Source organism: Micromonospora sp. AKA38 (assembly GCF_027925725.1).
GTDB lineage: Bacteria > Actinomycetota > Actinomycetes > Mycobacteriales > Micromonosporaceae > Micromonospora.
Window position 1 is genome coordinate 438733 of record NZ_BNEI01000003.1, and the last position, 20622, is coordinate 459354.

The following is a 20622-nucleotide window of genomic DNA, read 5'->3' on the forward strand; positions in this document are numbered from 1 at the left end:
CGTGGAGAGCTATCCGGCGATCGAGGATCACGGGCTCATCGGCGACCTGCAGACCGCCGCGCTGGTGACCTGCGACGGGACGATCGACTGGTTCTGCGCGCCGCGCTTCGACTCGCCGAGCGTCTTCGCCGCGCTGCTGGACCGGGAGAAGGGCGGCTACTTCCGGATCGCCCCGCACGACGTCCGGTACGTCACCAAGCAGCTCTACCTGCCCGGCACACCGATCCTGATCACGCGCTTCATCAGCGCGGACGGCGTCGCCGAGGTGATGGACTTCATGCCGGTCACCGGCGAGCGGGCCACCGACGCCCACCGCCTGGTCCGCATGGTCAACATGGTCCGGGGCAGCATGCGCTTCCGGGTCGAGTGCCGGCCCCGGTTCGACTACGCCCGGCAGAAGCACCGGCTCGAACGCCACCGGAACGGGTACGTCTTCCGCAGCCCGTCGGCGTCGCTCACGTTCAACCCGGTCGACCCGGTGCGCCAGCTGATCTCCCAGAGCGGCGACCTCCACCTGGACGACGGTGACCTGGTCGCGCACGGCACGTTGAACGAGGGCGACACCGGCGGGGTGGTCCTGGAGACGGGCGGCGCGGAACCGCGGATCATCTCCCCGGAAGAGGTCCAGGGGATGTTCGAGTGGACCCGCGACTACTGGCGGCGCTGGGTCGAGCGGTCCCGCTACACCGGCCGCTGGCGGGAGATGGTCGAACGGTCCGCCATCACGCTCAAGCTCATGACGTACGCGCCGACCGGCGCGATGATCGCCGCGCCCACCGCCGCGCTGCCCGAGCTGGTCGGCGGCTCCCGCAACTGGGACTACCGCTACACCTGGGTACGCGACACGTCGTTCTCCGTGCACGCGCTGCTCGGCCTCGGGTTCACCGAGGAGGTCAGCCGCTACATGGACTGGCTGGACGAACGGATCCGCGAGGCCGGCGACCACCAGGACCCACTGAAGATCATGTATCGGGTGGACGGCTCCTCCGACCTGCACGAGGAGGTGCTCAACCACCTGGAGGGCTACCGCGGCTCCAGCCCGGTGCGGATCGGCAACGGCGCCGCCGACCAACTCCAGCTCGACATCCACGGCGAGGCGCTCTACGCCATGCACCTCGCCGACGAGCAGGGCATCCGGGTGTCGCACCAGGTCTGGAAGAGCACCGTCCGGCTCGTCGACTGGCTCTGCCACAACTGGGACCAGCGCGACGCCGGTATCTGGGAGAGCCGCCACCACCCCCGCAACTACACGTTCGGGCGGGTGATGTCCTGGGTGGCGCTGGACCGGGCCATCCGGCTGGCCACCCGTACCGGCCGCCCCGGGGACATGTCCTGCTGGACCGAGCAGCGCAACCGGATCTACAACCAGGTCATGGCCCGCGGTTACCACCGGGAACGCGGCAGCTTCGTGCAGGCGTACGACGAGAACGTGCTGGACGCCGCGCTGCTGGCCATGCCGGCGGTCGGCTTCATCACGCCGAGCGACCCGCTCTGGAAGTCCACGCTGGCGTCGATCGAACGGGACCTGGTCTCCGACAGCCTGGTCCACCGGTACGACCCGGAGCACTCCCCCGACGGCCTCCCCGGCCACGAGGGCACGTTCAACATGTGCACGTTCTGGTACGTCGAGGCGCTGGCCCGCACCGGCCGACTGGACGACGCGAGACTCACGTTCGAGAAGATGTTCACGTTCAGCAACCACCTCGGCCTGTACGCCGAGGAGATCGCCGCGACCGGTGAGCAGATCGGCAACTACCCGCAGGCCTTCAGCCACCTCTCCCTGATCAACTCGGCGTTGGCGCTGAACGACCTGCTCGACGCCGAGGCGGACGCCCGCCGCCGCCAGTAGGACGACTCACGCCGGCACGGTGCCGACCCGGATCCGGTTGCCGTCCGGGTCGGTGACCACGAAGTCCCGCCCCCAGTCCTGGCTGCCGACCTCGACCCCGCCGCACGCCGCCGCCAGCGCGTCCACGTCGTCGACGTAGAGGTAGACCAGCGTCCCGGGCCGGGCGTCGCCGGCGTGCTCGGACAGGTGGATCTCCATGCCGGGTCGGGCGATGCTGACGTAGCGCGGCAGGTCGGGCGCGAACCGGTGCTCCCACTGCCGGACGAACCCGAGGCGGGCGTACCAGGCGACGGCGGCGTCGGTGTCCCGAACCCGCAGGACGGGGGCCAGTCGTTCGGTCATGCCGCGATTGTGACCGCCGCCTACGACACGCGGTTCGAACGCCGCCGATCCGGACAGCAGCGAGGGATGGCTGAGGAACGGGGACCCGGCTCGGAACCCACTGTGTTGCTCGCGTCGCGGTGGTGGCCAGCGGTGCTCGCACCGCTCGGGGTGCTGGCGCTGATCGTCGTCGCCGTCGTCGGGGGACGCGCCGGATTCCTGATCACGCCGGCCGGGCTGGTGGGCGCCACTGTCGTCGCGGCGTGGATCCAGCGCGACGGCGCGCTGCTCGCCGGCGAGACCGGCCTGCTCGTCCGGCACCGGGGTACGGTCACCCGAAGCTACCGCTGGGCCGAGATCAGCCAGGCCAACCTGACCCGCCCCGGCTTCGGCCGGCTCGCGCTCGCCGTGTTCCCGGACGGTGGCCCGTGGGACGTCCCGGGGCCGAACAACGCGGTCCTGGTCGGGCGCGTCTGGCAGTGGTCCCGGCCGGACCGGGGGACCCGGGATCGGGTGGAGGCGGCGCTACGCGCCCACGGCGTCCGCATCACCGAGCCATTCCCCTAAACGTGACTTCCAGATCCTCATAATCCAGGAGTCCGTTTTCTAACACGTGCCGACGGAAGCCGCCCGGCCCGAAAGGCAGAAAGTACTTACTCTCCAGGAGGTTGTCCACCAGTTCCTCAACCATCACCGTCGTGAGCTTCTGAGCACGAATAGCCGCGCACAGCAACGGGACAGTTGCCGTCACACGAACACCTCTCTCCTCGGCGATGCCACGCGGGACGGCGTCGTCTATCACCACCTCACATTTGAAAAGCTGGCCCATCGTGAGGACCCCGCACTCGCCTAGATTCTTACTGTCGGCGACCAGCCGATCAGCGTAATAGGACAAGGTTTCCATAAAATCCGGGTCAGTCGACCGGTAAACAGAAATCCAATCAGCGTCGAGGACCATCCGAGTAGCCGGTACATAATCGGCAGCCTGATTCAGTTCACGTTCGACGGTGTCGGGAATGTAGATCGGGCGATCACCAGCAAGGAAGCGCAGAACCCCCAGCCACCCCTGTTCTGCGAAATGCCGCAGCGGCCCAGTGTCGAAGATCCAGGCGTTATCCGGCACTGTCACGACACGAAGTTCCAGATTTCATCAGCCCGCCGCTCCCGAGCCTGCGGTAGATCCATCTCTTCGAACGTACCCTGAAGGAGATCCAAGGCTCGCTCGCGGCTGATCCGCTCATCGCGAACGAGCCGCAGAACCGCGAGCGCAAACGGTCGGGGAATCGTTTTCCCCTCCAACTCCTGAAGGGGGACGTGCAAGTTTAACTCGATAATGTCAGTTTGCGTAGTACGCCATTTGCGCACCGAGGCCACCGCCTCAGCATCTGCCAGTCTCAATTCCTTCAAGCGAGTCGCGAGAGTAGCCATGTCGACCCGGAACTGGCTTGCCAAAATAATTGCCGCAGTGCGCTCTCCTGACTGGGCAACCATTTCGGGCCATTTCCGTTCGACCGCCACTTTGGGGAGCAACAACGCACGCGCGAAACGATCGAGGCGTGCCTCCATCGGGACGACCTGATCGGAGTGGTCATCCACTCGCCAGTCGATGGTGTAGGCATCGGCAATGAGATAGTGACCGAGCTCGTGCGCCAACGCAAGCCGCCTCCGGCCAACCTTCATGTAACTGTTGACCAAAGTAACGCCCCCCCGAGGCAAGAGGATCGTCCCCGCATCAGCGGTGTCCTTGCCGACATCGCGGGAGAACGCCAAGAGCCCAAGGCTGGCGGCGCAGTCCAGGAGTCGCCGAATGGGCTCATCGGCCGACAGGCCCATCAAATCGCGCGCCTTCGCCGCGAGCGCCTCGGCCTCAGCGTTGGTCGACGGCTTCGCGATGCCGGCCTGAATAACCATGTCGGCAGCGTCGAGACCTAACTCGTCAACACCCAATGAGGCGACGAACTCGACTTCACCGGCAAATTTCGCCAGCAGTGCATCGATCTGCGAGTCTGCCGTATCCAGCCCTTGGCTGGAGCGGTGCGCAACGAGCGCGGGGACAGGTTCGGCAAAGAACGTAGACATACGAACGCCGATCGCCGCGGCGATGTCCGACAGTTCAAGCGCCGTGACCTTACGAACGCCCCCCTCAATCTTGTTCATCGCCGTACGCTCAAGACCAACCGCTTGTCCGAGATCATCTTGGCTAAGGCCAGCTCGCTTGCGCGCATCTCGGATGCGCTCCCCCAGCGTCCGCGCGTCGATGTCAGCCACCGTGCGATTATCGCACACCCATGGGCTGAGAAGAAGCGAAGCTTCTCCTTAGGGTGGTGGGCGCGGCAGGTTTCGAACCTGCGACCCCTCGCTTGTAAGGCGAGTGCTCTCCCACTGAGCTACGCGCCCGGAACGCCCGTACGGCGGGCCGGAGCGGCAAGCTTACCTGCCGCCTCCGGCCCGGTCGAACGACGTGCTCGGGTGGCTCAGGCGGCGACTGCCTCGGCCAGCGCCTTGCGCCAACCCTGCTGGTCGCGCGCCTCGCCGGGCATGTTCATCTCGGCGAAGCGGACCACGCCGGCCTTGTCGATGACGAAGGTGCCCCGGTTGGCGATGCCGGCGACCTCGTTGAAGACGCCGTACGCCTGGGCCACCGCGCCGTGCGGCCAGAAGTCGGCCAGCAGCGGGAACTGGTAGCCCTCCCGGTCGGCCCAGATCTTGTGGGCGTAGACCGAGTCGACGCTGACGGTCAGCACCTGGACGTCGTCGTTGACGTACTCGTTGAGGTTGTCCCGCACCTCGCACAACTCACCCTGGCAGATGCCGGTGAAGGCGAGCGGGTAGAAGACCAGCAGCACGGTCTTGCGACCGCGCAGGTCGGAGAGTCGAACCTCCTGGTTGTTCTGGTCCTTGAGCAGGAAATCCGGCGCCTCGGCGCCAACCGCGATGGGCATGTGTGCTCCTACTTCTTGCTCTTGGACCCGCGCCGGAGCACGAGGCGGGCGCCGCTCCAGTCGCGGCCCGCGTTGATGGTGGAGGTCTGCTGGAGCCCGGCGGTCTGGGCGCTCTCCGCGACCTCGCTCGGCTCGACGTGGCCGTCCCGGCCGGCCTTGGGGGTCAGGAGCCACACCACGCCGTTGTCCGCCAGCGGGCCGAGGGCGTCGACGAGGAGCTCGAAGAGGTCACCGTCGCCGTCCCGGTGCCAGACCAGAACCGCGTCGACCACCTCGTCGGTGTCCTCGTCGACCAGTTCTCCACAGCGGTCGGTCAGGGCGTCCCGGAGATCGGAGTCGACGTCGTCGTCGTAGCCCATCTCCATGACGACCATGCCCGGCTCGATCCCGAACCGGTCCGCCAGGCTGCGTACCCCGTCGGCGGCCTGACCAGCGGTCGCGCTCACTGTCGCGTGCCTCCTCATCTCATCCCTGCCGGCGGCGTCGTGCGACACCGCCGCGCCCAGTCCACACAGTTGCGGCTCGCTGCGCAAGTGGCGCACCGGGTGGAACGGAATTTACCGTGCCAGCAGCGTACGGGCACCCTCGGTAATGGCTTCCTCGGACACCAGAACCTGATGAGCAGCCGGACCTAATGGTACAAACGAGTCAAGAGCGGCCACCCGTCGCGCCGCGCCGACATAACCGGTGTCGACAAGCGTCGCCAACACCCCCTCGCCCACCCCGCCGGAGCGCCGCGTCTCGTCCACCACCAGCACTCGGCCGGTCGCCGACGCCTCCCGGATGATGTCGGCCACCGGCAGCGGGGCGAGCCAGCGCAGGTCCACCACCCGGGTGCCGACGCCCTCCCCGGCCAGCGTGGCCGCGGCCCGCAGCGACATCCGCACCCCGTTACCGAAGGTGATGATGGTGAGATCGTCGGTGGAGCCGATGCCGTACACCCGGGCGCGGCCGATCGGCACGTGCCGGTCCGCCCAGGCGCCCGGCTCGGCGTACTCGGCCAGCCACTCGCCGTCGCCGTCCGCGTGGAGGTCGCGGGTGTGGTAGAGCGCGATCGGCTCCAGGAAGACGCAGACGGCGCCGTCCACCCGGGCCGCCGCCAGGCAGGTACGCAGCATCGGCGCGGCGTCGTCCGGCCGGGCCGGCACGGCGATCACCAGCCCCGGCACGTCCCGCAGCACCGCCACCGAGTTGTCGTTGTGGAAGTGCCCGCCGAAGCCCTCCTGATACGCCAGGCCGGCCACCCGCACCACCATCGGGTTCCGGAACGCACCCCGGGAGAAGAACCGCATGCTGGCCGCCTCGCCGCGGAGCTGGTCCTCGGCGTTGTGCAGGTACGCCAGGTACTGGATCTCCGGCACCGGCAGCATGCCGGCCAGGCCGGCGCCGAGCCCGAGCCCGAGGATCGAGGTCTCGTCGAGCAGCGTGTCGAACACCCGGGCCACCCCGAACCGGTCCCGCAGTCCCTTGGTCACCCCGTACACCCCGCCCTTGGCGGCCACGTCCTCACCGAACACGGCCATCTGCGGGTGGTCGAGCATGCCGTCGGCCAGCGCCGCGTTGATGCTCTGCGCCAACGTCAGCGGCCCGGTCAGCTCCGGCGGCTTCCCGCCGAACGCCTCCGCCCGCGCCCCGGCGCCCGGACCGGCCGCGTGTGCCGCCGCGTCGGCGACCGTCCGGGACACCCGTACCGGCCGGCGCGGCGCCAGCTCCGCCACCACCTCGACCGGGGTGGCCAGTTTCGGCTCGTCCAGCACCTCCTCGGCGATCCGCCGGAGCTGCCAGCCCCGCTCGTCGTACCGGGCGAGCAGTTCCTCGCCACTCGCGTAGCCGCCCGCCACCAGCCGCCGCGCGGTGACCAGCAGCGGGTCCCGTGCCACGTCCGCGGCGATCTCCGCCCGGCTCCGGTACGCGGTCTCCGCGTCCGCGCCGGCATGCCCCATCAACCGGACCGTGCGCAGGTGCAGCACGGCGGGCCGGCGGTGCCGGCGCACCCAGGCGGTCGCCTCCGCCGCCACCCGGTGGCTCGCCACCACGTCAGTGCCGTCGGCGTCGAAGTAGCGGATGCCGGGCCGGGACCGCAGCATGGCGGCCACCCAGCCCTCGGGCGAGCGCACGCTGATGCCCAGCCCGTTGTCCTCGCAGACGAACAGCACCGGGATCCGCAGGCCGGTGTGGTCGTACCAGCCGGCGGTGTTGAACGCGGCGGTGGCCGTGGCGTGGTTGACCGAGGCGTCGCCGAAGGAGCAGACCACCACGGCGTCCAGCGGCCAGGACGCCACCTCCGGTTCGCCGTCGACGTGTCGTCCGCCCCGCCGGAGCCGTTCCAGGGCCAGCCCCAGGCCGACCGCGCGGGGCAGGTGCGAGGCGATGGTCGAGGTGGTCGGCACGACCGCGAGGTCGACCCGGCCGAAGACCTTGTGCCGGCCGCCGGCGATCGGCTCCTCGGCGGAGGCGACCATGCCGCGCAGCATGTCCCGCGCCGCGCCCGCGAACGCGTCGTCGAGCGACGGCGACGGCAGACCGGGTACGCCGACCGTCGCGTCGCCGTCCGCGTCCACGGTCACCCCGGCCCCGTCCGGCAGCAGCACCGCGTCGAGGTCGCCGGAGTCCGCCGGCGCGGCCGGCCCGGCCGCGCCGCCGGCGGGGTCACCCGGAGCGGGATCCTGGTGGGAGACGACCCCGGTGGGGTCGCTGCCGGCCCTCGCTTCGCTCGGTGCGGTCACCCATGCGCTGTCGGGCCAGGATCCGTCCGTGTCCCGTGGATCGGAATCCTGCTCCCGGCCGGCGGGCGCGGGTGGCGCGTCGGGTGGGAACTCGCCGGCCGCCTGGGCGGCGCGCAGGCAGTAGAACGCGCCGGACCGGTAGTGCAGCAGCGCCGGGTCGGTCGGCCGCAGCGCGGCGGCCACCGCCGCGTTGCCCTCGTGGCCGGCCGAACCGATCGTGTAGTACCCCTCACCGAAGCCGCGCAGCCAGCGCCCGGCCAGGTCGACCAGCCGGCTGGTGAGCTGCGCGTCGAACAGGGCCAGCGCCTGCGCCCCGGTGAGCGACCCACCGTCGGGCAACGGTTCACGCAGGTCACGCCGCTGGCCGGGCGCGTCGAGCGCGGCCAGGTCGGCTCGGAGCCGGTCGTCGAGATCGTGCGGGGAGGTCACGTCGGACAGCATTACCGACTCAGGCCCGCCTCGCCCAGTCGGACACGTTCCGCCCGGCGCGGCTCAGACCTCGCCGCGCTCCTCCGGGCAGCCGCCGTCGGACACCTTCCAGACCAGGTCACGCAGCGTGGCCAGCTCCGCCGTGCTCAACCCGTCGAGCAGCCGTGAGTCCGACATCACCTGGCGTACCCGCTCCCGGACCTGCCGGCCCCGCGCGGTGACGACGAGCGCCCGCTGCCGCCGGTCGGTCGGGTCGGCCCGGCGCTCGACCAGCCCGGCCTGCTCCAGCTTGTCGGCCAGCCCGGTCACGTTGGAGCGGTCGCAGCCGAGTCGCACGGCCAGGTCGCGGGCCGGCGACGGGTGGTCCGGGTCCAGCTCGTGCAGCGCCCGGGCCGCGGCCGGGGTCAGGCCCAGCGCGGCGATCTCCTCGTCCTGGTGGTGCCGCAGCGCGGCGGCGACGTGCTGGATCCGGCGCACGGCGTCCCCGGCCAGGCCGAGCCGGTCGTCGGCCGGGGACGACGTGCGGGGGACCGGGCGTTGCGCCATGCCGACCATCATACGTGACAGATCAACAATTGACTTCCTCCACTATTGCGGAGCGCACCAGACCCGTACCGTCCGCGCCTGCTCGGCTGACGTCGCCACCTTTCATCCGCCGACCGTTGTTCGGCGGAAAGCGCCCCTGCCCGTCACCTGACGGCCATCGACGATCGCCAGGCTGCCCGGAGTCGACGAACCGGACTCCGGGGAGGAAACCGTGGCACTGTCCCGACGTACCATCCTGCTCAGCGGCGCGGCGCTCGGCGCCGCCGGCGCGGCAGCCGGCCTGCCGGTCGCGGCGGCCGCGGCGCCCGGCCCGCTGCGCCGCGACCCGTTCACGCTCGGGGTGGCCTCCGGCGACCCCGACCACGACGGTGTCGTGTTGTGGACGCGGCTCGCGCCGGAGCCGCTGGCCGAGGACGGCCTGGGTGGCATGCCGTCCCGGGTGGTGCCGGTGTCCTGGGAGGTGGCCGCCGACGAACGGTTCCGGCACGTGGTGCGCCGAGGGGTACGGCTGGCCCGGCCGGAGTCGGCGCACAGCGTGCACGTCGAACTGGACGGCCTGCTCCCCGGTCGGGAGTACTTCTACCGGTTCCGGGTCGAGCGCTGGCTCTCCCCGGTCGGCCGCACCCGCACCGCGCCGCCGCCCTGGCTGCTGCCGTCCGCGCTGGCCATGGGCTTCGTCTCCTGCTCGCAGTACGAGCACGGCTACTTCACCGCGTACCGGCGGCTGGCCGAGACCGAGCCGGAGCTGATCCTGCATCTCGGCGACTACCAGTACGAGTACGCCAAGGACACGTACACGGTGCCGGGCGGCAACCCGCGCGACCACGAGGGTCCGGAGACCCGGACGCTCGCCAACTACCGGCAGCGGCACGCCCAGTACAAGACCGACACCGACCTCCAGACGGCGCACGCGGTCGCGCCCTGGGTGGTGGTCTTCGACGACCACGAGGTGGAGAACAACTGGGCCGACGAGGTGCCCGAGGCCCCGGACCCGGACTTCCTCGCCCGGCGGGCGGCGGCGTTCCAGGCGTACTACGAGAACATGCCGCTGCGCCGCACCTCGATCCCGCGCGGCATCGACATGCAGCTCTACCGGCGGGTGCGCTGGGGCCGGCTGGCCACGTTCCACATGCTCGACACCCGGCAGTACCGGGACGACCAGGCGTGCGGTGACGGCTACCGGGACTGCGCGGACGCGTCCGACCCGGCCCGGTCGATCACCGGCGCCGCGCAGGAGGCGTGGCTGCTGGACGGCTTCCGCCGCTCGGACGCCCGGTGGGACCTCCTCGGCCAGCAGGTCTTCTTCGCCCAGCGGGACAACAACGCCGGGCCGCTCACGGTCACCAGCATGGACGCCTGGGACGGGTACGTCGCCTCGCGGGACCGGATCACCCGGGGCTGGGTGGCCGCCGGGGTGCGCAACCCGGTCGTGCTCACCGGCGACGTGCACGCGCACTGGGCCAGCGACCTGAAGCTGGACTACGCGGACCCGACGTCGCGCACGGTCGGCAGTGAGCTGGTCTGCTCCTCGATCACCTCGACCGGGGACGGCGCGGACTCGCCGACGGGGTCGCACCCGTGGCTGGCGTTCAACCCGCACCTGCGCTTCCAGAACAATCTGCGCGGCTACGTGCGCACCACGATCACGCCGAAGGAGTTGACCGCGAACTTCGACGTGCTGCCGTACGTGAGCCGGCCGGACGCGCCGGCGTACACCCGGGCCACGTTCGTGGTCGAGGACCGGGTGCCCGGCCTGAACCTGACGTACGACCGGCCGCCGGCCGCCGCGCGGACCGTCGCGCCCGAGGTGGACCAGGGCCGCCAGACCGTAGAGACGGAAACCGCCCGCCCCTGATCCGACCCCTCCCCCCGCCGCTGGACGCTGATACACGGAAAGAGTGGCTGTTCCGCGTCGGATGGCCACTCTTTCCGTGCATCTGGGGCCCCTCTTCGGGGTGGGGTGTAGTCAGGCGGGGAGGAAGGAGAAGCGGATCTGGCGGTCCGGGTTGTCGCCGTTCGGGTCGACCAGGCAGATGGACTGCCAGGTGCCGAGCTGGAGCCGCCCGCCGAGCACCGGCAGCGTCGCGTACGGCGGCACGAACGCCGGCAGCACGTGATCGCGGCCGTGTCCGGGTGACCCGTGCCGGTGCCGCCACCGGTCGTCGGTGGGCAGCAGATCGTCGAGCGCGCGGAGCAGATCGTCGTCCGACCCGGCGCCGGTCTCGATGATCGCCAACCCGGCGGTGGCGTGCGGCACGAAGACGTGCAGCAGCCCGTCGCCGGACCCGGCGACGAACCGTTCGGCCTCGGCCGTGATGTCCCGGACGGTCGGCCGGGCCCCGGTCCGGACGCTGATCACCTCGCTACGCATACGGCGCATTCTGCCGCAGCGGTTCGCTCTCCCGCCCGGCCGGCCGGCACGTCCGTGATCGCACAAAGTTACCGGCGGGTACCTGTGTTCAGCATCGCGTCTGGGGGAGCCGGAGGTGACGACGAGCGCCACGAGGGGGCAGGATGGCGCTAGAGACCTATCCCACACAGAACCGAGGGAACGCCTGTGGCTACGGAACGCAAGCGCCCGGTGATCACCGCTGGTCTGCCGAGCCAGCTTCCGGACATCGACCCTGAAGAGACCAGCGAATGGGTCGAGTCACTCGACGGTGTCATCGACGAGCGCGGAACCAAGCGCGCCCGGTACGTCATGCTGCGCCTGCTGGAGCGGGCCCGCGAGCGCCAGGTCGGGGTGCCGTCGCTGACCACCACCGACTACATCAACACCATCCCGCCGGAGCGGGAACCGTGGTTCCCCGGTGACGAGCACATCGAGCGACGGCTGCGGGCTTACATCAGGTGGAACGCCGCCATGCTGGTGCACCGGGCCCAGCGCCCGGAGATCGGCGTGGGCGGTCACATCTCCACGTTCGCCAGCTCGGCGTCGCTCTACGAGGTGGGCTTCAACCACTTCTTCCGTGGCAAGGAGCACCCGGGCGGCGGCGACCAGATCTACTACCAGGGTCACGCCTCCCCCGGCATGTACGCGCGGGCGTTCCTGGAGGGTCGGCTGAGCGCCGACCAGCTCGACGGCTTCCGGCAGGAGCTGTCGCACCGCGCCGGCTCGCTGCCCTCGTACCCGCACCCGCGGTTGATGCCGGACTTCTGGGAGTTCCCCACCGTCTCCATGGGCCTCGGCCCGCTGAACGCCATCTACCAGGCGCGATTCAACCGCTACCTGCACCACCGCGGCATCAAGGACACCTCCCAGCAGCACGTCTGGGCGTTCCTGGGCGACGGCGAGATGGACGAGGTCGAGTCGCTCGGCGCGATCGGCGTGGCCGCGCGCGAGGAGCTGGACAACCTCACCTTCGTGATCAACTGCAACCTCCAGCGCCTGGACGGTCCGGTCCGCGGCAACGGCAAGGTCATGCAGGAGCTGGAGGCGTTCTTCCGGGGCGCCGGCTGGAACGTGATCAAGGTGGTCTGGGGTCGGGAGTGGGACCCGCTGCTCGCGGCGGACACCGACGGCGCGCTGGTCAACCTGATGAACACCACGCCCGACGGTGACTACCAGACCTACAAGGCGGAGTCCGGGGCGTACGTCCGGGAGCACTTCTTCGGCCGCGACGCGCGGACCCGCAAGATGGTCGAGCACCTGAGCGACGACGAGATCTGGAACCTCAAGCGGGGTGGCCACGACTACCGCAAGCTCTACGCGGCCTACAAGGCGGCGATGGAGCACACCGGCCAGCCGACGGTGATCCTCGCCAAGACCATCAAGGGCTGGACGCTGGGCTCGCACTTCGAGGGCCGCAACGCCACGCACCAGATGAAGAAGCTGACGCTCGACGACCTGAAGCTGTTCCGCGACCGGCTCTACCTCGACATTCCGGACAAGCAGCTGGAGGAGAACCCCTACCTCCCGCCGTACTACACGCCGGACGAGAAGTCGGACGAGATGGAGTACCTGCGGGAGCGGCGTCGCCAGCTCGGCGGCTTCCTCCCGTCACGCACCACCGAGCGCAGGACGCTGGCGATCCCGGGCAGCGAGCGGTTCGCCGACGTCAAGCGCGGGTCGGGCAAGCAGAAGGTGGCCACCACGATGGCCTTCGTCCGCCTGCTCAAGGACGTGATGAAGGACAAGGAGTTCGGCAAGCGCTGGGTGCCGATCATCCCGGACGAGGCCCGCACGTTCGGCATGGACTCACTCTTCCCGACCCAGAAGATCTACTCGCCGCACGGCCAGCGCTACACCTCGGTCGACCGGGAGCTGTTCCTGTCGTACAAGGAGTCGACGACCGGGCAGATCCTGCACGAGGGGATCAACGAGGCCGGTTCGGTCGCCTCGTTCACCGCCGCCGGCACGTCGTACGCCACGCACGGCGAGCCGATGATCCCGATGTACATCTTCTACTCGATGTTCGGCTTCCAGCGCACCGGCGACGGGTTCTGGGCGGCGGCCGACCAGATGGCCCGGGGTTTCGTGCTCGGCGCGACCGCCGGCCGGACCACGCTCAACGGCGAGGGTCTCCAGCACGAGGACGGGCACTCGCTGCTGCTCGCCGCCACCAACCCGGCGGTGGTCGCGTACGACGCGGCGTTCGCGTTCGAGCTGGCGCACATCCTGGAGAACGGCCTGCACCGGATGTACGGCGAGGCGCAGGAGAACGTCTTCTACTACCTCACCGTCTACAACGAGCCGATCTTCCAGCCGGCCGAGCCGGAGGGCGTGGACACCGAGGGCATCGTCAGGGGCATCTACCGCTACTCGCCCGCGCCGCAGGTGGGCGCGGACGCGCCGAAGGCGAACGTGCTGGCCTCCGGCACCGGCATGCAGTGGGCGCTCAAGGCCCAGCAACTGCTCGCCGAGGACTGGGGCGTGGCCGCCGACGTGTGGTCGGTGACGTCCTGGACCGAGCTGCGCCGCGACGCGGTGGAGTGCGAGGAGCACAACCTGCTCAACCCGGGCGAGGAGCAGCGGGTGCCGTACATCCAGCGCAAGCTGGCCGACGCCGAGGGCCCGAAGGTCGCGGTCAGCGACTGGATGCGCGCGGTACCGGACCTGATCGCGCGCTGGGTACCGGGCGACTACACCTCGCTCGGCACCGACGGCTTCGGCATGTCGGACACCCGGCACGCGTTGCGTCGCCACTTCCACGTGGACGCCGAGTCGGTCGCGGTCGCCACGCTGCGGCAGCTCGCGCTGCGGGGCGCGGTCCCGGCCCACGTGCCGGCCGACGCCGCCCGCAAGTACGCCCTGGACGACGTCACCGCCGCCCCGGTCGGCGAGACCGGCGGCGACAGCTAGCAGTTGAAAGGAAGGGCCCCTTCTTAACGCCTCCGGCAGAGAGGGGCCCCTTCTCACCGCCGACGGCGTGCGAGCACGACGATGGTCCGGCGTCCCTGGTTGGGATGCCGGACCATCGTCGTTGCGGGCGACGCCGGGACTGGACCCGGTCAGCCGACGGCGGCCAGGTCGGTCAGCCGGGCCAGCGAGTCCTCCAGGTCGGCGCCCACCCGGCGCAGGCCGAGCCGCAGCAGTGCGGCCTTGACCGGCCCGGCGGGCCACCGGACGACGATCAGCCGGACCACGGTGCCGCCGGCGTCCTCGTCCGCGGTGAGCTGGACGTAGATCTCGGTACGCGCCTCGGCCCGGGCGCCGGCGCCCTTGGCCCGTTCGCGCCAGCCGATCAACGTCGGTTCCTGATAGGCGATCACTTCGGCCTCGTGCGCGGCGCCGCGTCCGGCCTGGACGAGTTGCCGCCGACCGAACCCCTCCCCGGAGAGGACCTCGGCCGCACGGACCCCCGCCAGCCAGGCCGGCAGCTGCTCGGCGCGCTGCACGACGTCCCAGACCACTTCCACCGGCGCCGCCACGTGTGCGCTGCGTTCCACGAGGATCATGAGCGTCTTTCCCCCACTTAAAACTACATCCGCGATATTCGGCACTCTATGTGTAAATCGGACTTAAGCGGACGGGATCGGCGAAGACACGCCGAAACGCCCCGGCGTCACCCACCGTCCCGGCCTATGGCGTGGCGTTCTCCCGAGCCCTAGAGTCGCGAACACGCTTCACGTATTGGGAGGGCGAATTGACGACTGTGCCGATGCCCGACTTCCCCGCCGGCTTCCGCTGGGGGGTGTCCACCTCCGCGTACCAGATCGAGGGCGCGACCACGGTCGACGGCCGGGGACCGTCCATCTGGGACACGTTCGCCCACGAGCCGGGCCGGATCGTCGACGGCAGCACCGGCGACGAGGCGTGCGACCACTACCACCGGCACGCCGAGGACACCGCGCTGCTGGCCGGGCTGGGCGTGTCCGCGTACCGGTTCTCGGTCGCCTGGCCCCGCGTCCAGCCCACCGGCGCCGGCCCGGCGCACGCGGCCGGGCTGGACTTCTACGACCGGCTGGTGGACGGCCTGCTCGCCGCCGGCGTCGACCCGGTCGCCACGCTCTTCCACTGGGACCTGCCGCAGGCGCTGGAGGACGCGGGCGGCTGGCTGAACCGGGACACCGCCGCCCGCTTCGCCGAGTACGCCGACCTGACCGCGGCCCGCCTCGGCGACCGGGTGAAACTCTGGATCACGCTCAACGAGCCGTTCATCCACATGAGCCTCGGGCACGGCATCGGCACCCACGCGCCCGGCCGGATGCTGCTCTTCGACGCCTTCCCGGTGGCCCACCACCAGCTCCTCGGGCACGGCCTGGCGGTCGCCGCGCTGCGCGCCCGCACCGCGAGCCCGGTGGCGATCGCCAACAACTACTCGCCGGTGCGGCAGGTCGGGGACACCGACGCCGACCGGGCCGCCGCGCAGGCGTACGACGCGCTGCACAACCTGCTCTTCACCGACCCGCTGCTCGGCCGCGGCTACCCCGACGCGCCCGGCCTCGACCCGGCCGTGATCCACGACGGCGACCTGGACGTGCTGGCCGCCCCGATCGACGTGCTCGGCGTGAACTACTACAACCCGACCGGCATCCGGGCCCCCGAGGAGGGCTCGCCGCTGCCGTTCGAGATGGTGCCGCTGGACGGGTACCCGCGCACCGCGTTCGACTGGCCGGTGGCCCCGGACGGGCTGCGCGAGCTGTTGCTCCAACTCCACGACCGGTACGGCGACGCGTTGCCGCCGGTCCAGGTCACCGAGAGCGGCTGCGCGTACGACGACGTGCCGGACGCGCAGGGCCGGGTGGACGACCCGGACCGGATCGCCTACCTGGACGGGCACGTGCGCGCGGTGCACGAGGCGATCACCGCGGGGGTGCCGGTGACCGGGTACTTCGTCTGGTCGCTGCTGGACAACTGGGAGTGGGCCGAGGGGTTCACCAAACGGTTCGGCCTGGTGCACGTCGACTACCCCACGCAGCGGCGTACCCCGAAGTCGTCGTACGCCTGGTTCCGGGACCTGGTCCGGCGATGACCACGGTGAACCCGACGCCGGCCTCGCTGCCGGCGGCGCTCGCCGAGCCGACCGTGCCGGTCCGGCGGAGCTGGATCGCGCTGATCTTCGCCGCCAACCTGGGCGTCTGGATGGCGTTCTTCACGCCGATCCAGGTGCTGCTGCCGCAGCAGGTGGAACGCATCGCGCCGGGCGACAAGGAGGCCATGCTGGCGGTGGTCACCGGCCTCGGCGCGCTCGCCGCGGTGCTGGCCAACCCGCTGGCCGGGGCGTTGTCCGACCGGACCTCGCTGCGGCTGGCGAACCGGCACTTCGGCCGCCGGCACGTCTGGACCGCGACCGGCGCGGTGGTCGGCGCGTTCGCGCTGGTGCTGCTGGCGCGGCAGGACAGCATCGCCGGCGTGGCGGTGGCCTGGGTGGCCGCGCAGGTCTGCTTCAACGCCATGCTGGCCAGCCTCACCGCCGCGATCCCGGACCGGGTGCCGGTGGCGCAGCGTGGCGGCGTCTCCGGCTGGGTGGGCATCCCGCAGGCGCTGGGCCTGGTGCTCGGCGCGGTGCTGGTCACCGCCGTGGTCACCGGCAACGCCGCCGGGTACGCCGCGATCGCGCTGGCCGTGCTGCTGCTGTCGCTACCGTTCGCGCTGCTCACCCAGGACGACCCACTGCCCCGGGAGCACCGGACGCCGCTGCGGGCGCGCGCCCTGCTCGCCTCGATGTGGATCAGCCCGCGTCGTCACCCCGACTTCGCCTGGGCCTGGTTCACCCGGTTCCTGGTGCAGTTGGGCAACGCGCTCGGCACGCTCTACCTGCTGTATTTCCTCACCGACGGGGTACGGGTGGCCGACCCCGAGGGCTCGCTGCTGGTGCTGATCCTGCTCTACACGGTCGGCATGATGCTCACCGCCGTGGTGGCCGGGCGGCTCTCCGACCGCTCCGGCCGGCGCAAGGTCTTCGTGATCGTGTCCGGGCTGATCATGGCGGTGGCGGCGACGCTGCTCGCGGTGGCGCCGGTCTGGTCGATGGCGATCGTCGCCGCGCTGCTGCTCGGCGCCGGTTACGGCGTCTACCTGGCGGTGGACGCCGCGTTGATCACCCAGGTGCTGCCGGCCGCCACCGACCGGGCCAAGGACCTCGGCGTGATCAACATCGCCAACTCCGCGCCGCAGGTGCTGGGGCCGGCGGTCTCCGCCCCGATCGTGGTGCACCTGGGCGGCTACCCGACGCTCTACGCGGTGACCGCGGCCGTCACGCTGCTCGGCAGCGCGCTCGTCGTGAAGATCAGGGCGGTGCCCTGACCGGGCCCCCTGCCGGAAAGCGGTCGCGGCCCGCCGTAGGCTGGGGGACGTGACGGTACGTGTACGCTTCGCCCCCTCCCCGACCGGAATGTTCCACGTCGGCGGCGCCCGCTCGGCGTTGCAGAACTGGATCTTCGCCAAGCAGCAGGGCGGGGTGTTCGTGCTCCGCGTCGAGGACACCGACGCGGCCCGCAACCGGCCCGAGTGGACCGAGGGCATCCTCTCCGCGCTCGACTGGATCGGCATCACCCGCGGCAGCTACGAGGGCCCCTACTTCCAGTCCTCGTACGCGGGCGAGCACCGCGCCGCCGCGCAGCGGCTGTACGAGGCCGGCCGGGCGTACTACTGCGACTGCACCCGCGACGACGTGCAGGCGCGTACCGGCTCGCAGCACCGGGGCTACGACGGCTTCTGCCGCGACCGGGGCCTGTCCGCCGGCGAGGGCCGGGCGCTGCGCTTCCGCACCCCGGACGAGGGCGAGACCGTGGTGGTCGACCTGATCCGGGGCGAGCCGACGTTCGAGAACAAGCTGATCGAGGACTTCGTCATCGCCCGGGGCGACGGCTCGCCGGTCTTCCTGCTGGCCAACGTGGTCGACGACATGACCATGGGGATCACCCACGTGATCCGGGCCGAGGAGCACCTGCCGAACACCCCGAAGCAGCAGTTGCTCTGGGACGCGCTCGGCGTCAAGCCGCCGGTCTGGGCGCACGTGCCGGTGGTGGTCAACGAGAAGCGGCAGAAGCTGTCCAAGCGGCGGGACAAGGTCGCCCTGGAGGCGTACCGGGACGAGGGCTACCTCGCCGACGCGATGCGTAACTACCTGATGCTGCTCGGCTGGGCGCCGTCGGGTGACCGGGAGATCGTGCCCTGGTCGGTGATCGAGGACGAGTTCCGGCTCGACGAGGTCAACCCCTCCCCCGCCTTCTTCGACGAGAAGAAGCTGCGCGCCTTCAACGGGGAGTACATTCGCGCCCTGCCGGTGGAGGAGTTCGTCGCCGCGTGCCAGCCGTGGCTCACCGGCACCGACACGATCGCCCCGCCGCCGTGGCAGCCGGCCGAGTTCGACCCGGCCGCGTTCGCGGCGGTGGCCCCGCTGGCGCAGACCCGGATCGCGGTGCTCAGCGAGATCGTGCCGAACGTCGACTTCCTCTTCCTGGCCGACCCGCTGATCGACGAGGCGGCCTGGGCGAAGGCGATGAAGGAGGGCGCCGCCGAGCTGCTGGACGCCGCGATCGCCGCGTTCGACACGCTGGCGACCTGGGACGCCGAGTCGCTGAAGGCCACGCTGGAGGCGGTCGGCGCGGAGCGCGGGTTGAAGCTGGGCAAGGCGCAGGCGCCGGTCCGGGTGGCGGTCACCGGCCGCACCGTCGGGCTGCCGCTGTTCGAGTCGCTCGAGGTGCTCGGCCGCGACCGTACGCTGACCCGGCTGCGCGCCGCCCGGGTACGCCTGGTCTGAGCCCGGGGGTGACGCCCCCGGCGTGTCGTCCGGGCGTGTCGCGCGCCGGAAACGTTGCCCTTTCGGGCGTCATGCCTCCTGGTCATATTTATGACCAGGAGGCATGACGAGATGCGGTAGAGGTCTCTCCCGTCCCGTCACGCACGGTGACCGGGCGAGCGGACGCCCGCCGCGGATCCGGCCTGCCGCCGGGTGCCCGACCCGGTCAGCCGCGGGCAGCGCGGCGACGCAGCAGCAGGCCACCGCCCAACGCGGCCAGCACCACGACCGCGCCGGCCGCCCAGAGCCAACCCGAACCCCCGTCGTCGTCCCCGGCGGCGGCCGCGGGCGTCGGGCTCGCCGGCGACGGCGCGGCGCTCGTGGGCACCGTCGCGGTCGTCGGTGGGGCGCTCGCGGACGTCGCCGGCGTCTCGGCCGGGGTGCCGGTGGTCAGCGTGAACCGGATCTCGCCCTTGATCGGATGCCCGTCGTCGGACGCGAGCCGGTAGGCCACGATGTAGAGCCCGGCCGCGGCGGGCTTGAACGGCACGCTCACCCGCTTCCCGGAGAAGGTCGGCGGTCCGCCCGCGGCGACCACGTTGTCCGGCCCGGTGACGGTGACCGTCGTGCCGGCCTCCTTCGGTGTGGCCAGGAACCGCAACTCGATGCGCTTCGGCGCGGCGGCCACGCGGGCCCCGTTGGCCGGGTCGCTGCCGGTCAACGAGTTGTGCGCGGCGGCCGGCGCGGCCGGCAACAGCAGCGACACCCCCGCCGCCAGCCCGAGCACCGCCAGCCAGGTACGTGTCGTACGGGCAACCCTGCCCCCCATGAGCCCCTCCGTCCGGGTAAGATCCGGCCGCTGATCTTCGACCGTTCATTGGTCGGTCTCAGCTCGCAGATAGTTCCAAATACTCTTCCACCTACTGCAACCACGCGACGTTCTGCGGAGTCTTTTGGGTGGGCGGGTCCAGTGTGACCGGCAGCGGAAGCCAGCCATCGAACGGGGCGAGGAGGCGGCGATGGTCCGGAAGGTGAGGCGGCTGCTGACCGTCGTGGCCGGGGCGGCGGTGCTGGCGTGCACGCTGGCCCTCACCGGCACGACGGCGGCCCAGGCCGCGCCGAAGCCGAAGCTCGCCCCGGCCGGGGTGGACATCACCGGCGACCAGCTCGACCAGCCGTTGCAGTTGCGGGCCGACACCAAACCGGCCGAGGTCACCATGATCGTCGACCAGGTCAAGTGGCTGGGGACGACCGGTCAGCTCCGCGGCCCGGCGGCCAAGGACCTCGGTCCGAAGTACACGGTGGTGGTGCTCGCCGCCGGCAGCCCGCAGCACACCTACGACCTCTTCCCGCTGGCCAAGGGCGGTCCCCGGGTCTACCGGCCGGCCAAGCAGCCCGACCTGAGCCACCCCCGGGCCGGCTGGTTCTTCGGGCGCCTCAACATGTCCGAGACGCTGCGCGCCGTCGGGGTGCCGCTGGCGCCCCGGTTCGACACGCTCTCCGGCGGCATCGGCGGCGGCGAGCGCGTCCTGCCGGAGGAGGCGCTCGACCCGGCGGAGGGCCTCGACACCGCGCTCGGCGAGTTGCAGCGCCTGCTGCTGCTCAACATCGGCGTGGTGTTGGTCATCACCGTCGGGCTGGCCGGCATCGCGCTCCTGGTGCGCCGCCGCACCCGCTGAGCC

The 20622-nt window shown here is 71.0% G+C and carries 18 protein-coding genes and 1 tRNA gene; 8 read left to right on the top strand and 11 right to left on the bottom strand.

The window, feature by feature from the left end; translation table 11 throughout:
• Position 1: 1 nt before the first annotated feature.
• Positions 2-1849, top strand: coding sequence for a glycoside hydrolase family 15 protein (locus TPA0908_RS10410; protein WP_281936949.1), 1848 nt, complete (start codon positions 2-4; stop codon positions 1847-1849).
• A gap of 6 nt (positions 1850-1855) precedes the next feature.
• Here TPA0908_RS10410 and TPA0908_RS10415 read toward each other — a convergent pair whose 3' ends face one another.
• Positions 1856-2191, bottom strand: a complete 336-nt coding sequence (locus TPA0908_RS10415; protein WP_281936952.1) for a glyoxalase superfamily protein — start codon at positions 2189-2191, stop codon at positions 1856-1858.
• A gap of 132 nt (positions 2192-2323) precedes the next feature.
• Between TPA0908_RS10415 and TPA0908_RS10420 the strand changes: the two genes are divergently transcribed.
• Entirely contained in the window at positions 2324-2737 is a 414-nt protein-coding gene (locus TPA0908_RS10420; protein ID WP_281936954.1) for a hypothetical protein, read from the top strand.
• Here the strand turns inward: TPA0908_RS10420 and TPA0908_RS10425 are convergent.
• From TPA0908_RS10425 to TPA0908_RS10455, 7 genes are all read right to left on the bottom strand, one after another.
• Positions 2718-3299 (bottom strand): nucleotide-binding protein, encoded by a 582-nt coding sequence (locus TPA0908_RS10425; protein ID WP_281936955.1) that lies wholly within the window; start codon positions 3297-3299, stop codon positions 2718-2720. The two genes, TPA0908_RS10420 and TPA0908_RS10425, sit on opposite strands and share 20 nt — an antisense overlap.
• The gene (locus TPA0908_RS10430; protein WP_281936957.1) at positions 3296-4438 is read right to left on the bottom strand and encodes a helix-turn-helix domain-containing protein; all 1143 of its coding nucleotides are present in this window, start codon (positions 4436-4438) and stop codon (positions 3296-3298) included. Before TPA0908_RS10430 ends, TPA0908_RS10425 begins: the two co-directional genes overlap by 4 nt.
• A gap of 54 nt (positions 4439-4492) precedes the next feature.
• Positions 4493-4567: transfer RNA gene (locus TPA0908_RS10435), tRNA-Val, on the bottom strand.
• Between the two features lie 77 nt (positions 4568-4644).
• Positions 4645-5112, bottom strand: coding sequence for a peroxiredoxin (locus TPA0908_RS10440; RefSeq protein WP_281936959.1), 468 nt, complete (start codon positions 5110-5112; stop codon positions 4645-4647).
• Between the two features lie 8 nt (positions 5113-5120).
• Positions 5121-5558, bottom strand: coding sequence for a DUF3052 domain-containing protein (locus TPA0908_RS10445; protein WP_107155847.1), 438 nt, complete (start codon positions 5556-5558; stop codon positions 5121-5123).
• 111 nt (positions 5559-5669) lie between these two features.
• A complete protein-coding gene (locus TPA0908_RS10450; RefSeq protein ID WP_281936963.1) occupies positions 5670-8279 on the bottom strand; it encodes a thiamine pyrophosphate-dependent enzyme in 2610 nt (869 codons plus the stop codon).
• A 51-nt stretch (positions 8280-8330) separates the two neighbouring features.
• Complete coding sequence (locus tag TPA0908_RS10455; RefSeq protein WP_281936965.1) at positions 8331-8813, bottom strand: MarR family winged helix-turn-helix transcriptional regulator; 483 nt, start codon at positions 8811-8813, stop codon at positions 8331-8333.
• A gap of 211 nt (positions 8814-9024) precedes the next feature.
• Here TPA0908_RS10455 and TPA0908_RS10460 point away from each other — a divergent pair, with 211 nt between their 5' ends.
• Positions 9025-10668 carry an alkaline phosphatase D family protein gene (locus tag TPA0908_RS10460; RefSeq protein WP_281936966.1) on the top strand — a complete coding sequence of 548 codons (1644 nt, stop codon included), beginning with the start codon at positions 9025-9027 and terminating at the stop codon, positions 10666-10668.
• Between the two features lie 111 nt (positions 10669-10779).
• Here the strand turns inward: TPA0908_RS10460 and TPA0908_RS10465 are convergent, their stop codons facing one another.
• On the bottom strand, positions 10780-11184 hold the full coding sequence (locus TPA0908_RS10465; RefSeq protein WP_281936970.1) for a YjbQ family protein: 405 nt from the start codon (positions 11182-11184) through the stop codon (positions 10780-10782).
• Between the two features lie 186 nt (positions 11185-11370).
• Here TPA0908_RS10465 and aceE point away from each other — a divergent pair, with 186 nt between their 5' ends.
• Positions 11371-14115 (top strand): pyruvate dehydrogenase (acetyl-transferring), homodimeric type, encoded by a 2745-nt coding sequence (gene aceE / locus TPA0908_RS10470; protein ID WP_308447824.1) that lies wholly within the window; start codon positions 11371-11373, stop codon positions 14113-14115.
• A gap of 149 nt (positions 14116-14264) precedes the next feature.
• Here aceE and TPA0908_RS10475 read toward each other — a convergent pair whose 3' ends face one another.
• Positions 14265-14711 (bottom strand): SRPBCC family protein, encoded by a 447-nt coding sequence (locus tag TPA0908_RS10475; protein WP_281936972.1) that lies wholly within the window; start codon positions 14709-14711, stop codon positions 14265-14267.
• 203 nt (positions 14712-14914) lie between these two features.
• Between TPA0908_RS10475 and TPA0908_RS10480 the strand changes: the two genes are divergently transcribed.
• From TPA0908_RS10480 to gltX, 3 genes are read left to right on the top strand one after another with little or no spacing between them, the layout of a single operon-like run.
• Positions 14915-16228 (top strand): GH1 family beta-glucosidase, encoded by a 1314-nt coding sequence (locus TPA0908_RS10480; RefSeq protein WP_281938527.1) that lies wholly within the window; start codon positions 14915-14917, stop codon positions 16226-16228.
• Positions 16225-17502 carry an MFS transporter gene (locus TPA0908_RS10485; RefSeq protein WP_281936973.1) on the top strand — a complete coding sequence of 426 codons (1278 nt, stop codon included), beginning with the start codon at positions 16225-16227 and terminating at the stop codon, positions 17500-17502. Before TPA0908_RS10480 ends, TPA0908_RS10485 begins: the two co-directional genes overlap by 4 nt.
• Before the next feature lie 49 nt (positions 17503-17551).
• The gene (gene gltX / locus TPA0908_RS10490; protein ID WP_281936974.1) at positions 17552-18961 is read left to right on the top strand and encodes a glutamate--tRNA ligase; all 1410 of its coding nucleotides are present in this window, start codon (positions 17552-17554) and stop codon (positions 18959-18961) included.
• 205 nt (positions 18962-19166) lie between these two features.
• On the opposite strand, the gene TPA0908_RS10495 is transcribed toward gltX, so the two are convergent.
• The gene (locus TPA0908_RS10495) at positions 19167-19769 is read right to left on the bottom strand and encodes a copper resistance CopC family protein (RefSeq protein WP_281936975.1); all 603 of its coding nucleotides are present in this window, start codon (positions 19767-19769) and stop codon (positions 19167-19169) included.
• 190 nt (positions 19770-19959) lie between these two features.
• On the opposite strand from TPA0908_RS10495, the gene TPA0908_RS10500 reads away from it, so the two are divergent.
• Positions 19960-20619: a hypothetical protein gene (locus tag TPA0908_RS10500; protein ID WP_107155835.1), complete on the top strand. Its 660-nt coding sequence runs from the start codon at positions 19960-19962 to the stop codon at positions 20617-20619.
• Positions 20620-20622 lie beyond the last annotated feature (3 nt).

Excerpts from the sequence above, each read along its gene's own strand:
- TPA0908_RS10415 (WP_281936952.1), bottom strand. The coding sequence starts at position 2,191 with ATGACCGAACGACTGGCCCCCGTCCTGCGGGTTCGGGACACCGACGCC.
- TPA0908_RS10440 (WP_281936959.1), bottom strand. The coding sequence starts at position 5,112 with ATGCCCATCGCGGTTGGCGCCGAGGCGCCGGATTTCCTGCTCAAGGAC.
- TPA0908_RS10450 (WP_281936963.1), bottom strand. The coding sequence starts at position 8,279 with ATGCTGTCCGACGTGACCTCCCCGCACGATCTCGACGACCGGCTCCGA.
- TPA0908_RS10455 (WP_281936965.1), bottom strand. The coding sequence starts at position 8,813 with ATGGCGCAACGCCCGGTCCCCCGCACGTCGTCCCCGGCCGACGACCGG.
- TPA0908_RS10465 (WP_281936970.1), bottom strand. The coding sequence starts at position 11,184 with ATGCGTAGCGAGGTGATCAGCGTCCGGACCGGGGCCCGGCCGACCGTC.
- TPA0908_RS10475 (WP_281936972.1), bottom strand. The coding sequence starts at position 14,711 with ATGATCCTCGTGGAACGCAGCGCACACGTGGCGGCGCCGGTGGAAGTG.
- TPA0908_RS10480 (WP_281938527.1), top strand. The coding sequence starts at position 14,915 with ATGCCCGACTTCCCCGCCGGCTTCCGCTGGGGGGTGTCCACCTCCGCG.
- TPA0908_RS10485 (WP_281936973.1), top strand. The coding sequence starts at position 16,225 with ATGACCACGGTGAACCCGACGCCGGCCTCGCTGCCGGCGGCGCTCGCC.
- TPA0908_RS10495 (WP_281936975.1), bottom strand. The coding sequence starts at position 19,769 with ATGGGGGGCAGGGTTGCCCGTACGACACGTACCTGGCTGGCGGTGCTC.
- TPA0908_RS10500 (WP_107155835.1), top strand. The coding sequence starts at position 19,960 with ATGGTCCGGAAGGTGAGGCGGCTGCTGACCGTCGTGGCCGGGGCGGCG.